The 12,841-nt window shown below is 56.8% G+C and carries 14 protein-coding genes; 8 read left to right on the forward strand and 6 right to left on the reverse strand.

Features of this window, described 5'->3' with window-relative positions:
* The first annotated feature begins 45 nt into the window (after positions 1–45).
* Together panE and yajL are read left to right on the forward strand one after the other, a co-directional pair.
* The gene (panE, locus tag ACMWL8_RS10950; protein ID WP_041911083.1) at positions 46–957 is read left to right on the forward strand and encodes a 2-dehydropantoate 2-reductase; all 912 of its coding nucleotides are present in this window, start codon (positions 46–48) and stop codon (positions 955–957) included.
* Positions 920–1,513 (forward strand): protein deglycase YajL, encoded by a 594-nt coding sequence (gene yajL / locus ACMWL8_RS10955; protein WP_045259897.1) that lies wholly within the window; start codon positions 920–922, stop codon positions 1,511–1,513. Before panE ends, yajL begins: the two co-directional genes overlap by 38 nt.
* A gap of 87 nt (positions 1,514–1,600) precedes the next feature.
* Here yajL and thiI read toward each other — a convergent pair whose 3' ends face one another.
* Complete coding sequence (gene thiI / locus ACMWL8_RS10960; protein ID WP_045259896.1) at positions 1,601–3,049, reverse strand: tRNA uracil 4-sulfurtransferase ThiI; 1,449 nt, start codon at positions 3,047–3,049, stop codon at positions 1,601–1,603.
* Positions 3,050–3,227: 178 nt separating this feature from the next.
* On the opposite strand from thiI, the gene xseB reads away from it, so the two are divergent.
* From xseB to ACMWL8_RS10980, 4 genes are all read left to right on the forward strand, one after another.
* Positions 3,228–3,470, forward strand: coding sequence for an exodeoxyribonuclease VII small subunit (gene xseB, locus ACMWL8_RS10965; RefSeq protein ID WP_003859094.1), 243 nt, complete (start codon positions 3,228–3,230; stop codon positions 3,468–3,470).
* A complete protein-coding gene (gene ispA / locus ACMWL8_RS10970; RefSeq protein ID WP_045259895.1) occupies positions 3,471–4,370 on the forward strand; it encodes a (2E,6E)-farnesyl diphosphate synthase in 900 nt (299 codons plus the stop codon).
* Between the two features lie 24 nt (positions 4,371–4,394).
* Entirely contained in the window at positions 4,395–6,257 is a 1,863-nt protein-coding gene (dxs, locus tag ACMWL8_RS10975; RefSeq protein ID WP_045259894.1) for a 1-deoxy-D-xylulose-5-phosphate synthase, read from the forward strand.
* Between the two features lie 62 nt (positions 6,258–6,319).
* Positions 6,320–7,294, forward strand: coding sequence for an aldo/keto reductase (locus ACMWL8_RS10980; protein ID WP_045259893.1), 975 nt, complete (start codon positions 6,320–6,322; stop codon positions 7,292–7,294).
* A gap of 49 nt (positions 7,295–7,343) precedes the next feature.
* Here the strand turns inward: ACMWL8_RS10980 and thiL are convergent, their stop codons facing one another.
* The 5 genes from thiL to nrdR all read right to left on the reverse strand — a co-directional run bounded on the left by thiL (position 7,344) and on the right by nrdR (position 10,949).
* Positions 7,344–8,315, reverse strand: a complete 972-nt coding sequence (gene thiL / locus ACMWL8_RS10985) for a thiamine-phosphate kinase (protein WP_041911088.1) — start codon at positions 8,313–8,315, stop codon at positions 7,344–7,346.
* 77 nt (positions 8,316–8,392) lie between these two features.
* Entirely contained in the window at positions 8,393–8,812 is a 420-nt protein-coding gene (gene nusB, locus ACMWL8_RS10990; RefSeq protein WP_006809908.1) for a transcription antitermination factor NusB, read from the reverse strand.
* Positions 8,813–8,833: 21 nt separating this feature from the next.
* Positions 8,834–9,304, reverse strand: a complete 471-nt coding sequence (gene ribE / locus ACMWL8_RS10995) for a 6,7-dimethyl-8-ribityllumazine synthase (RefSeq protein ID WP_006176874.1) — start codon at positions 9,302–9,304, stop codon at positions 8,834–8,836.
* Positions 9,305–9,391: 87 nt separating this feature from the next.
* The gene (gene ribD, locus ACMWL8_RS11000; RefSeq protein ID WP_045259892.1) at positions 9,392–10,495 is read right to left on the reverse strand and encodes a bifunctional diaminohydroxyphosphoribosylaminopyrimidine deaminase/5-amino-6-(5-phosphoribosylamino)uracil reductase RibD; all 1,104 of its coding nucleotides are present in this window, start codon (positions 10,493–10,495) and stop codon (positions 9,392–9,394) included.
* A 4-nt stretch (positions 10,496–10,499) separates the two neighbouring features.
* Complete coding sequence (gene nrdR, locus ACMWL8_RS11005) at positions 10,500–10,949, reverse strand: transcriptional regulator NrdR (protein WP_008503337.1); 450 nt, start codon at positions 10,947–10,949, stop codon at positions 10,500–10,502.
* Positions 10,950–11,101: 152 nt separating this feature from the next.
* On the opposite strand from nrdR, the gene ACMWL8_RS11010 reads away from it, so the two are divergent.
* Positions 11,102–11,641 (forward strand): DUF3251 domain-containing protein, encoded by a 540-nt coding sequence (locus ACMWL8_RS11010; RefSeq protein ID WP_028012147.1) that lies wholly within the window; start codon positions 11,102–11,104, stop codon positions 11,639–11,641.
* A 270-nt stretch (positions 11,642–11,911) separates the two neighbouring features.
* Positions 11,912–12,796, forward strand: a complete 885-nt coding sequence (locus tag ACMWL8_RS11015; RefSeq protein ID WP_028012146.1) for a nucleoside-specific channel-forming protein Tsx — start codon at positions 11,912–11,914, stop codon at positions 12,794–12,796.
* Positions 12,797–12,841: the final 45 nt, after the last annotated feature.

Below are 12,841 nucleotides of genomic sequence, written 5' to 3' on the forward strand. Positions count from 1 at the left end.
TAATTAAGCTGTAACACCTGGCGCAGTTGCAGGTGAGGAGGAACAATGAAAATTACGGTGCTCGGATGCGGAGCGCTCGGCCAGCTGTGGCTGACCGCGCTGTGCAAGCACGGACATGAGGTTCAGGGCTGGCTGCGCGTGCCCCAGCCCTATTGCAGTGTCAACCTGATTGGTGAAGACGGAAGCATTTTTAACGAATCCCTCACCGCGAACGATCCTGATTTCCTGGCGCAAAGCGACCTGTTGCTGGTGACGCTCAAGGCGTGGCAGGTCTCAGATGCGGTTAAGACTCTGGCCGCGCAGCTCCCCCCCACGTCCCCCATTCTGCTGCTGCATAACGGTATGGGAACCCTTGATGAGCTGAAAAGCGTCCCGCAGCCTCTGCTAATGGCGACCACCACCCACGCTGCGCGTCGCGACGGGACTATTATCGTGCATGTCGCCAGCGGCGTGACGCACATCGGCCCGGCCAGAACACAGGATGGTGACTACAGCTATCTGGCCGATGTTCTGCAAAAGGTCTTGCCGGACGTCGCCTGGCACAACAACATCCGCCCTCAGCTGTGGCGCAAGCTGGCCGTAAACTGCGTGATCAATCCGCTGACGGCGCTGTGGAACTGCCCGAACGGGGAGCTGAAAAACCATCCGCAGGAGGTGGCGTCCCTGTGTGCAGAAGTCGCGTCGGTCATTGAGCGAGAAGGCCTGCACACCTCAGCAGAGGATTTACGCTGTTATGTCGAGCAGGTTATTGAGAGTACGGCTGAGAATATCTCCTCGATGCTGCAGGACGTTCGGGCATTACGCCATACGGAGATAGATTACATTACCGGTTATCTGCTAAAGCGCGCCCGCTCGCACGGCATCGCCGTACCGGAAAACGCCCGTCTGTATGACCTGGTTAAACGTAAGGAGAGTGAATATGAGCGCGTCGGCACTGATTTGCCTCGCTCCTGGTAGCGAAGAGATGGAAGCGGTCACTACTATTGATTTACTGGTACGTGGCGGCATTAAGGTAACAACCGCCAGCGTAGCCAGCGACGGCAATCTGGCAATCACCTGTTCACGAGGGGTGAAAATCCTGGCAGACGCACCGCTTGTCCAGGTTGCTGACGGCGATTACGACATCATCGTCCTGCCCGGCGGCTTAAAAGGCGCGGAATGTTTCCGCGACAGCCCGCTGCTGGTTGAAACCGTGCGTCAGTTTCATCTGTCCGGCCGCATCGTCGCGGCAATCTGTGCCGCCGCTGGAACGGTTCTGATTCCGCACGACATCTTCCCCATCGGCAATATGACCGGCTTCCCGGGGCTTAAGGATACGATCCCGGAGGAGCATTGGGTGGATAAACGCGTCGTCTGGGATCCGCGCGTCAACCTGCTGACCAGCCAGGGACCCGGCACCGCGATTGATTTTGGCTTAAAGATTATTGATCTGCTGGTCGGGCGGGAGAAGGCCTACGAAGTGGCGTCGTCGCTGGTGATGCCGGCGGGGATTTATAATTACTATGAAGAGTAGTGCATAAAAAAAACCGGGTGGCGCGAGGTAAAAGCAAAACGGCAACCTTTGGTTGCCGTTTTTAATGTGAGGGCGCCAGGCCGCACGCTACGGACGATACACCTTCACGTTCGCGAATCCCTGCTCGCGCAGGTACAGCGCCTGCAGGCGGCTCATCACCCCGCGCTCACACCACAGCAGATACGTTTTGCTCTGATCGAGGTCGCCAAACTTAGTGCTCAGCTTGTAGAACGGCAGAGAAACCACCTCTACGCCTTCCACCTTAAGCGGCTTGTCATCTTGCTCGTCAATGGAGCGGATATCCAGAATCGCATCGTTCGCACCGAAACCGCTCACGGTTTCCACTTCAACCACTTCCTGCTCGGTCTGCTGGGCAATCTCGCGGATGTCGATGTTGGACGCTTCTGCCACCACTCTTTCCAGGATGCTGAAATCGAAGTTCTCTTCTTCCGCTTCGATCTTCGCCTTCACTGCCTTGACGGTCGGGCTTTTTGAGATCACGCCGCAGTATTCCGGCATGGTGCGGGCAAAGTCTTCGGTGCCGATTTCGCGCGCCAGGTCGATGATGTGCTCTTTATCGTGGGAGATCAGCGGGCGCAGGATCAGCGTATCTGATACGTTGTCGATCAGACGCAGGTTGGTCAGCGTCTGGCTGGAGACCTGGCCCAGCGCTTCGCCGGTGACCAGCGCCTGCACGCCATAGCGCTCGGCGACTTTGGACGCCGCGCGCACCATCATACGTTTGAGGATCACGCCCATCTGTCCGTCATCCACTTTTTCAAGGATTTCGCCCACTACCGGCTCAAAGTTGATCGCCACAAAACGCACGCGGTGAGAACTGCCGAAGCGGTTCCACAGGTAATGCGCCACCTGACGAACGCCAATTTCATGCGCCGCGCCGCCCAGGTTGAAGAAGCAGTAGTGCACGCGGCAGCCGCGACGCATCAGCATGTAGCTGGAGACGCCGGAGTCGAAGCCGCCCGAGATCAGCGACAGCACATCTTCCTGCGTGCCGATCGGGAAACCGCCAATACCTTCATAACGGCCCTTAACCAGCAGCAGACGATCGTTCTCGATCTCAAGGTTAACGGTGACGTCCGGGTTAGTCAGGCGCACGCGCGCCGTCTCAACGTGCTGGTTCAGACCGCCGCCAACGTAGCGCTCGACTTCAATCGAGCTGAACTCGTGCTTACCGCGACGCTTCACGCGCACGCAGAAGGTTTTGCCTTCGATCTGGTCGCGGTACTGTACCAGCGCCTTTTCGAAGATATCGTGCATATCGCTGAACGGAACGTCTTCCACTTCCAGAATATGGTGAATACCTGGAATACGGGTCAGCGCGTCGCGAATATCAAGGCGTTTGCTTTCGTCTTTCGCGCGGACTTCAACGTGGTCCCAGTGACGCACCACGGCGAGCGTTTCGTCGTAGTGTTTTAATACGTTACGAATGTTCCCGGTGAGAATTTTAATAAAGCGCAAACGCACAGATTGGCTTTTGATGGTGATTTCAGGGAACAATTTAATGATAAACTTCATGGCGGCAATGTTTCTTAGGCAAGCTTATAAAGGCTTGTAGTGGAAAATGATACAGCAGCCCACACCCGTGGCTGCATCCAGGCGCGCAAGTATACCACCATCGCGCCACTCGCGTTATTTGATAATTGCCCCGAGTCCGTTACCATGTTGGGGCGAAGAATATAAGAGTTAATTCACTATGCCGAAGAAGAACGACGCACCGGCCAGTTTTGAAACTGCGCTGAGTGAGCTTGAGCAGATTGTTACCCGCCTCGAGAGCGGCGATTTACCGCTGGAAGACGCCCTCAACGAATTTGAGCGCGGTGTGCAGCTTGCGCGCCAGGGGCAGGTAAAACTCCAGCAGGCCGAGCAGCGTGTGCAGATCCTGCTTTCCGACAGCGAAGACGCTAAAACCACGCCATTCACACCGGACGCCGAGTAAATGGATTTTACCAACGCGCTTCAGGCGCGCGTCGTTCGCGCCAACGACGCCCTGCGCCGTTTTATTGAGCCGCAGCCTTTTCAGAACACTCCACTGGTTGAAGCCATGCACTATGGCGCACTCTTAGGGGGAAAACGGCTGCGTCCGTTCCTGGTGTATGCCACGGGCAACATGTTTGGCATCAGCGATAATACGCTGGACGCCCCGGCAGCCGCCGTGGAGTGCATCCATGCCTACTCGCTGATCCACGACGATCTCCCGGCGATGGACGACGACGATCTGCGCCGGGGTCAGCCAACCTGCCACATTAAGTTTGGCGAGGCGAATGCCATTCTGGCGGGCGATGCCTTGCAGACGCTGGCGTTCTCGATTCTCAGTGATGCGCCGATGGCGGAAGTGGCCGACCGCGACCGCCTGGCGATGATCTCCGAACTGGCAATGGCCAGCGGCGTGGCCGGCATGTGCGGCGGTCAGGCGCTGGATCTTGAAGCGGAAGGACGTCAGGTTAATCTGGAACAGCTGGAGCGTATTCATCGCCATAAGACGGGCGCGCTTATTCGTTCCGCCGTTCGCCTGGGCGCGCTGAGCGCGGGTGAGCAAGGGCGCAAAGCCCTGCCGATTCTGGACATATACGCAGAAAGTATCGGTCTGGCATTCCAGGTTCAGGATGACATTCTGGATGTGGTGGGCGATACTGCAACATTGGGTAAACGTCAGGGTGCGGACCAGCAGCTTGGCAAAAGTACCTATCCCGCCCTGCTGGGTCTTGAGCAAGCCCAACGTAAAGCCCGGGATCTGATTGACGATGCCCGCCAGTCGCTGAATGAGCTGGCCGCGCAATCGCTGGATACCTCGGCACTGGAAGCGCTAGCGGACTATATAATCCAGCGTGATAAATAAACTATATATCTCGATGAGCCTTTGATGAGTTTTGATATTGCCAAATACCCGACACTGGCGTTAGTTGACTCCACCCAGGAGTTACGTCTGTTGCCGAAAGAGAGTCTGCCGAAGCTGTGTGACGAGCTGCGTCGCTACCTGCTCGACAGCGTTAGCCGCTCCAGCGGCCACTTCGCCTCCGGGCTTGGCACGGTTGAGCTGACCGTGGCGTTGCATTACGTCTATAACACGCCGTTCGATCAGCTTATCTGGGACGTGGGCCACCAGGCTTATCCGCACAAAATTCTGACCGGACGTCGCGATAAAATTGGCACCATTCGTCAGAAGGGCGGCCTGCACCCGTTCCCGTGGCGCGGTGAGAGCGAGTATGACGTGCTGAGCGTCGGCCACTCCTCTACCTCCATTTCTGCGGGCATCGGTATTGCCGTTGCCGCCGAGAAAGAGAACAAGCAGCGCCGCACCGTCTGCGTGATTGGCGACGGTGCGATCACCGCCGGGATGGCTTTTGAAGCCATGAACCACGCGGGCGATATCAAGCCGGACATGCTGGTTATCCTCAACGATAACGAAATGTCGATCTCCGAGAACGTCGGCGCGCTGAACAACCATCTGGCGCAGCTGCTTTCCGGCAAGCTTTACTCGTCGCTGCGGGAAGGCGGGAAAAAAGTTTTCTCCGGCGTGCCGCCGATCAAAGAGCTGCTCAAGCGTACCGAAGAACACATCAAAGGCATGGTCGTGCCGGGCACGCTGTTCGAAGAGCTGGGCTTTAACTATATCGGCCCGGTGGACGGGCACGATGTGCTGGGTCTGGTGACCACGCTTAAAAACATGCGCGACCTGAAAGGCCCGCAGTTCCTGCACATCATGACCAAAAAAGGGCGTGGCTACGAACCGGCAGAGAAAGATCCGATCACCTTCCACGCGGTGCCAAAGTTCGACCATACCAGCGGCTGCCTGCCGAAAAGCAGCGGCGGAATGCCGAGCTACTCAAAAATCTTTGGCGACTGGCTGTGCGAGACGGCGGCAAAAGATCACAAGCTGATGGCGGTTACGCCTGCCATGCGTGAAGGCTCCGGCATGGTCGAGTTCTCCAAAAAATACCCGGACCAGTATTTCGACGTCGCCATTGCCGAGCAGCACGCGGTCACCTTTGCGGCAGGCCTGGCGATTGGCGGCTACAAGCCGGTGGTGGCGATTTATTCCACCTTCCTGCAGCGCGCCTACGACCAGGTGATCCATGACGTTGCCATCCAGAAGCTGCCGGTGCTGTTTGCTATCGATCGCGCGGGCATCGTGGGGGCCGACGGCCAGACGCACCAGGGGGCGTTTGATCTCTCCTTCCTGCGCTGCATCCCGGACATGGTCATCATGACGCCAAGCGACGAAAACGAGTGTCGTCAGATGCTGTATACCGGCTACCACTATCAGGACGGCCCCTGCGCGGTACGTTATCCGCGCGGCAATGCCCTTGGCGTTGAACTTCAGCCGCTGGAAAAACTGGACATCGGTAAAGGTCTGGTGAAACGTCGCGGCGAAAAAGTGGCGATCCTGAACTTTGGTACGCTGATGCCGGAAGCGGCAAAAGTCGCTGAAGCCCTGAACGCGACGCTGGTGGATATGCGCTTTGTGAAGCCGCTCGATGAGTCTCTGATTCTGAGCATGGCGGAAAGCCATGACGTGCTGGTCACGCTGGAAGAGAACGCCATCATGGGTGGCGCGGGTAGCGGCGTTAACGAGGTACTGATGGCGAACCGTAAATTGGTTCCGGTGCTGAACCTCGGCCTGCCGGACCACTTCATCCCGCAAGGCACTCAGGACGAGGCGCGTGCCGACATCGGTCTGGACGCCGCCGGTATCGAAGCCAGAATCCGCAGCTGGCTGGCCTGATCCCTCCCCTTTTCTGCTCCTGCTATGCTTAAACGTATTGTTTAAACAGCAGGAGCGGAACCATGCAATACACGACATTAGGAAAAACGGACCTCAGGGTGTCCCGGCTTTGCCTGGGCTGCATGACCTTTGGCGAGCCTGACCGGGGAAATCACGCCTGGACGCTGCCGGAAGAGAGCAGCCGCCCTATCATCAAGCGCGCCATAGACTGCGGCATCAACTTCTTCGATACCGCCAACAGCTACTCTGACGGCAGCAGCGAAGAGATTGTGGGCCGCGCCCTGCGTGATTTTGCCCGTCGGGATGAGATTGTGGTCGCCACCAAGGTGTACTACCCGTCAGGCGATCTGGCTGAAGGCCTCTCTCGCGCGCAGATCCTGCGCTCCATTGATGACAGTCTCAGACGCCTGAACATGGATTACGTCGATCTGCTGCAAATTCACCGCTGGGATTACAACACGCCAATTGAAGAGACGCTTGAAGCGCTGAACGATGTCGTGAAAGCGGGTAAAGCGCGCTATATCGGCGCGTCGTCAATGCACGCGTCGCAGTTTGCTCAGGCGCTCGATCTCCAGGCGCAGCACGGCTGGGCACGCTTTGTCACCATGCAGGATCACTACAACCTGATTTACCGGGAAGAAGAACGCGAGATGCTGCCGCTCTGTTACCAGGAAGGCGTGGCGGTGATCCCGTGGAGCCCGCTGGCGCGCGGACGCTTAACCCGTCCGTGGGGAGAAACCACGGCGCGGCTGGTATCGGATGAAGTGGGTAAAAATCTTTATTCCGGTACCGAAGCCAGCGATGCGCTGATTGCCGAACGTTTAGCCGGGATCGCCGACGATATCGGCGCAACGCGCGCGCAGGTGGCGCTGGCGTGGCTGCTGGGCAAGCGGGGTGTCGCCGCACCGATTATTGGTACATCGCGGGAAGAACAGCTGGACGAGTTGTTAAGCGCGGTGGATTTATCGCTGACGCCGGAGCAGGTTGCCGAGCTGGAGACGCCGTATCAGCAGCATCCGGTGGTGGGGTTTAAGTAAACACTTGCCGGGTGGCGTACGCTTACCCGGCAATACTGAGCGCACAAACTTACCCGAAGTGATCGTACCCTTTCCAGTCCAGCGTAACGGGCGCACCGTCTTTCACAAACTTCAGCCCTTCACTCTCCGGCATGATCTGACCGATGCAGGTAAACTTTGCGCCAAGATGGGCCAATGCCACATCCAGCGTTCCACGGTTCAACTCTGGCACCGTGAAACACAGCTCGTAGTCTTCCCCACCGGAGAGCGCCCAGCGCAGCGCCTGCTCAGGCTCCACATGGCGAAGCAGTTGCTCCGAAAGCGGGAACAGATCCAGGTCAACGCGCGCGCCCACCCCGCTGGCCTTCAGGATATGGCCGAGGTCCGAGATGAGACCGTCAGAGAGATCGATAGCCGAACTGGCCCGCTCGCGCAGCGCCTGACCGTGCAGAATACGCGGTGTCGGGCGCAGGTGGCGCTTCACCAGATACGCCGCATCGTCAGCGTCCTTCACGTTTAAGCGATCCTGAAGGATCGCCAGCCCTGCCGCGCTGTCTCCCGGCGTCCCGGTCACGTAGATCCAGTCGCCCGGTTTAGCGCCCGAGCGCTTCAGCGCGCGACCGAGCGGCACATAACCGTGGATCGCCAGCGTCATCGATAGCGGCCCGGCAGTCGTATCGCCGCCAATCAGCTGCATATCGTAGTAGTTCAGCTGTTCAAACAGCGCATCGCTGAACGCTTCAAGCCAGGCTTCATCCACCTCCGGCAGCGTCAGGGCCAGCGTCAGCCAGGCCGGGTCGGCGCCCATTGCCGCCAGATCGCTGACGTTGACCGCCAGCGCTTTATACGCCAGATCGGCAGGATCGATATCAGGTAAGAAATGACGTCCGCACACTAAGGTGTCGGTGCTGATTGCCAGCGTCTGCTTTTCAGGAATATTGAGAAGTGCACAGTCATCGCCAATGCCGGTTTCAACATCAAGACGAGAGGTTCTGACACGGTCGAAATAACGGGCAATCAGGGAGAATTCGCCGCATGCCATACGTTATGCCTCAGCAAATAAAAGAAAAAACCGGAGCCGCACTGCCCGTCAGGCAATGCAGAACTCCGGTTTGCGGATCACTTTTTGTGGGGACGGATCGCAGGTGCGGCTTTATCAAGTACGCCGTTAACGAACTTGTGGCTGTCTTCAGCGCCGAAGGTTTTCGCCAGTTCGATCGCTTCGTTGATGGCCACTTTGTACGGCACATCATCACGTTTAGACAGCTCAAACAGCGCGATACGCAACACTGCTTTTTCCACCTGACCCAGCTCTTCGAGCAGACGGGACAGGTATGGCTTCATCAGGCCATCGAGATACGCGCTATTAGTCGCCACTCCCGACAGCAGTTCACGGAAGTACAGAACGTCAACGTCTTTCACGTCCTGTTCTGACAGGAACTGGTATTCAACATCAGCGATGTCGTTCTGGGACAACTGCCAGGAGTAAAGTGCCTGGACGGCACATTCACGGGCGCGGCGACGAGCAGCAGGTTTCACGGAATTCCCCTTACAAAAAAATCAGGCCTTAATGGCTTTCAATACATTGATCATTTCAAGCGCGGTCAGTGCAGCTTCTGCACCTTTGTTACCGGCTTTGGTGCCAGCACGTTCGATGGCTTGTTCAATACTTTCGGTGGTCAGCACGCCGAACGCGACAGGAATTTCAGCATCCTGCGCAACGTGTGCCAGACCGTTGCTTGCACCGCCCGCAACGTATTCGAAGTGCGCAGTGCCGCCACGAATAACGGTACCCAGCGCAATCACCGCGTCGTATTTACCGGTTTTCGCCAGCGCGCCCGCCGCCAGTGGCAGTTCATAAGCGCCTGGAACCCAAACAACGGTAATGTTGTCATCTTTAACCTGGCCGATACGTTTCAGGGCGTCAATCGCACCTTCCAGCAGGCTATCGTTGATGAAGTTGTTGAAACGCGCAATGGTGATGGCGACGCGAGCGTCCGGGGTAGCTACAGCAGCTTCAATAATGTTCATACTCTTCCTTTACGGGTTCATTTGGCCCCGCAGGGGGGCGGATTTTATCATAATACTTTGCGCACTGCTTCCCTATTTCGGGAGCAATTACGCTGTCTTTAAATGGAGGCAGACATCCGGACCCACCGGACGAATCTCGCTGAATGTGAGTTGCGGTGCATCGGCCAGTTTTTCAAGGCCAGGCAGCACAAACAGGCCGCGCGCATCGTGACCTAACAGTTTAGGCGCAACGTAGACGAGCAGTTCATCCACCAGCCCCGCCTGGAGCAGCGCGCCCGCGAGCGTCGGACCGGCTTCGACCCAGATGCTGTTCACCTGCTGCTTGCCGAGCAACATCATCAGCACCACGAGATCCAGATGTCCGTTATGCTCCGGCACCATAATGCTGCGCACGCCTTCCGGCCATTCGCGCGTATCTTCTTTGGTGCGCGCAATCCAGGTTTCACCCGGCTGCTGCACGATGCGGTGCGCCGGGGTCACGCGGTTCTGGCTATCAATAATAATACGCAGCGGCTGGCGCAGGTTCTCCTGCGGATAAAGCGCCTGGGTATCGGCATTCAGCTCATCCCAGCGCACGGTCATGGCCGGATCGTCAGCCAGAACGGTTTCACTGCTGGTGAGGATAGCATGGCTTTGCGCGCGCAGACGTTGCACATCGCGCCTTGCCTGCGGCGAGGTGATCCACTGGCTTTCACCGTTCGCCATTGCCGTACGCCCGTCCAGCGAGGCGCCCAGCTTGAGCTGAATAAACGGAAAACCGGTGCGCATGCGCTTCAGGAAGCCTTTGTTGATGGCTTCTGCATCTTGCATCATCAGGCCGTGGCTGACGTCGATCCCTTCCTGTTGCAGACGATACAGTCCGCGGCCCGCCACCTGCGGGTTAGGATCCTGCATAGCGGCGACCACGCGCGAAACCCCTGCCGCAATCAGCGCTTCACAGCACGGCGGCGTGCGTCCGTGGTGGCTGCATGGCTCCAGCGTCACGTAGGCCGTCGCGCCTCGCGCTTTCTCCCCCGCCATACGCAGGGCATGCACTTCAGCATGCGGCTCGCCTGCGCGATAGTGAAACCCTTCCCCCACGATCTCGCCATCTTTCACGATAACGCACCCGACGTTGGGGTTAGGATGGGTGGTAAAACGACCGCGCTGCGCCAGCTTCATGGCTCGCGCCATGTACTTCTCATCCTGCATGGGCTTAATCCTGTAAGCGGGCGATCTCTTCGCCAAACTCTTTGATATCTTCGAAACTACGGTAGACAGAGGCGAAGCGGATATAGGCGACCTTATCGAGCTTTTTCAGCTGCTCCATCACCAGGTTGCCGATCATTTTGCTCGGCACTTCACGCTCGCCCAGGCCACGCAGGTAAGATTTAATGTGGTTTAACGCCATTTCGACATCATCCGCGCTGACGGGCCGTTTTTCGAGGGCCTTCAGCATTCCGCTGCGCAGTTTCTCTTCGTTAAACGGCTCGCGCACGTCGTTACTTTTTACCACGCGCGGCATTACCAGCTCTGCAACCTCAAAGGTCGTGAAACGCTCGTTGCACACCAGACACTGCCGACGACGGCGCACAGAAGACCCTTCGCCCACAAGGCGAGAGTCGATGACTTTGGTATCCACAGCGGAGCAGAATGGGCAATGCATACGGTATCCCTGTTATCTGGTTAACTGATTTTCATTTTACCCTGATCTGGCCTGACAACAAAGGAGGAGCTTTTTTGAGATAAAGGATCTATGTCTGGCGGTACGTTGCTGGCTACCATTATGGGGATCCGTCATTTCAAGGAATAAACGCTATGACAAGACGTTACCTGAAAATTTTACTGGTTGGGAGCCTCTTCACCCTTAGTGCCTGTGCACAGCAAACCGAAGTCCGCCAGATGAAACAAAGCGTGAATACGCTCAACACGGCGATGGACAAACTGAACAAAGAAACGGTGAAGATCACCCAGCAAAACGCGCTGAACGCTAAATCCACCAGCGGGGTATATCTGCTGCCAGGAGCGAATACGCCTGCCCTGCTTAATAGCCAGATTGGCACGCTGAAGATGTCTCTGGTGAATGTGGCGGCGAATGCGGATGGTACGCGCGCAACATTACGTATTCACGGTGAGTCCAACGATCCGCTGCCCGCCTTCAGCGGCACCGTAGAGTGGGGCCAGATCCAGGGCACCACGGAGAGCTACCAGGAGGTGAACGTGAAGAACCAGCTGTTCACCGCTCCGGCCAGCGTGTTAGCGCCCAGCGATGTGGATATTCCACTTCAGCTAAGCGGACTTACGCCTGAGCAGTTAGGCTTTATCCGCATTCACGACATCCAACCTGCCGCGCAGTAATCCCTTCCTTTTGAGCGGAGTGAAATGTCACTCCGCTAACATTTACATTTCGTATGGATTGGCAACAGAAATGATTGCCGCTACAATCCCGGCCGTTTAAAGTACGCAAACGTGAACGCAATCGATTACGCGTGTGAGAGATATGTGAAACAACACATATTTTTGTGAGCAGGGATTCCTATAATAGGCACCGCAGAAACACGAAATATTTAGAAACGCAATTCGCGCATTTTTCACTCCCGGAAGGGAATTTCAATCAGTGGCATGATTATGAAAAAAACATTACTCGCAGCCGGTGCAGTTCTGGCACTGTCCTCCTCTTTCACTGTTAACGCAGCGGAAAACGAGAAACCACAATACCTCTCCGACTGGTGGCACCAGAGCGTTAACGTGGTAGGCAGCTACCACACCCGTTTCGGACCGCAGATCCGCAACGATACCTACCTGGAATATGAAGCGTTCGCCAAGAAAGACTGGTTTGATTTCTACGGCTATATGGATGCGCCTGTGTTCTTCGGTGGTAACACCGATGCGAAAGGTATCTGGAACCACGGTTCCCCACTGTTCATGGAGATTGAACCGCGCTTCTCCATCGACAAACTGACCGGTACCAGCCTGGCGTTTGGTCCGTTCAAAGAGTGGTACTTCGCAAACAACTACATCTACGACATGGGCCGCAATAAGTCCGGTCGTCAGAGCACCTGGTATATGGGTCTGGGTACTGACATTGACACCGGCCTGCCAATGAGCCTGTCCCTGAACGTGTATGCAAAATACCAGTGGCAGAACTACGGCGCAGCGAATGAAAACGAGTGGGACGGCTACCGTTTCAAAGTGAAATACTTCGTGCCAATTACCCAGCTGTGGGGCGGTAATCTGAGCTACATCGGTTTCACTAACTTTGACTGGGGCTCAGACCTGGGCGACGACGATTTCCGTGACCTGAACGGCAAGAAAGCGCGTACCAACGATTCCATCGCCTCCAGCCACATCCTGGCGCTGAACTACGATCACTGGCACTACTCTGTTGTTGCGCGTTACTGGCACAACGGTGGCCAGTGGAACGACGATGCGAGCCTGAACTTCGGTAACGGCGACTTTAGCGTCCGCTCTACCGGCTGGGGTGGTTACCTGGTCGTGGGTTACAACTTCTAATCAGTGCGGGATTGTGCGGGCTGGTGCCCTCACCCCTTCCCTCTC

Source organism: Enterobacter sp. 04-C-12-SI-ECC, assembly GCF_047530715.1.
GTDB classification, from domain to species: Bacteria; Pseudomonadota; Gammaproteobacteria; order Enterobacterales; family Enterobacteriaceae; genus Enterobacter; species Enterobacter bugandensis.

Coding starts and splice junctions, on each gene's coding strand:
- panE (WP_041911083.1), top strand. CDS start 46: ATGAAAATTACGGTGCTCGGATGCGGAGCGCTCGGCCAGCTGTGGCTG.
- yajL (WP_045259897.1), top strand. CDS start 920: ATGAGCGCGTCGGCACTGATTTGCCTCGCTCCTGGTAGCGAAGAGATG.
- thiI (WP_045259896.1), bottom strand. CDS start 3,049: ATGAAGTTTATCATTAAATTGTTCCCTGAAATCACCATCAAAAGCCAA.
- xseB (WP_003859094.1), top strand. CDS start 3,228: ATGCCGAAGAAGAACGACGCACCGGCCAGTTTTGAAACTGCGCTGAGT.
- ispA (WP_045259895.1), top strand. CDS start 3,471: ATGGATTTTACCAACGCGCTTCAGGCGCGCGTCGTTCGCGCCAACGAC.
- dxs (WP_045259894.1), top strand. CDS start 4,395: ATGAGTTTTGATATTGCCAAATACCCGACACTGGCGTTAGTTGACTCC.
- ACMWL8_RS10980 (WP_045259893.1), top strand. CDS start 6,320: ATGCAATACACGACATTAGGAAAAACGGACCTCAGGGTGTCCCGGCTT.
- thiL (WP_041911088.1), bottom strand. CDS start 8,315: ATGGCATGCGGCGAATTCTCCCTGATTGCCCGTTATTTCGACCGTGTC.
- ribE (WP_006176874.1), bottom strand. CDS start 9,304: ATGAACATTATTGAAGCTGCTGTAGCTACCCCGGACGCTCGCGTCGCC.
- ribD (WP_045259892.1), bottom strand. CDS start 10,495: ATGCAGGATGAGAAGTACATGGCGCGAGCCATGAAGCTGGCGCAGCGC.
- nrdR (WP_008503337.1), bottom strand. CDS start 10,949: ATGCATTGCCCATTCTGCTCCGCTGTGGATACCAAAGTCATCGACTCT.
- ACMWL8_RS11010 (WP_028012147.1), top strand. CDS start 11,102: ATGACAAGACGTTACCTGAAAATTTTACTGGTTGGGAGCCTCTTCACC.
- ACMWL8_RS11015 (WP_028012146.1), top strand. CDS start 11,912: ATGAAAAAAACATTACTCGCAGCCGGTGCAGTTCTGGCACTGTCCTCC.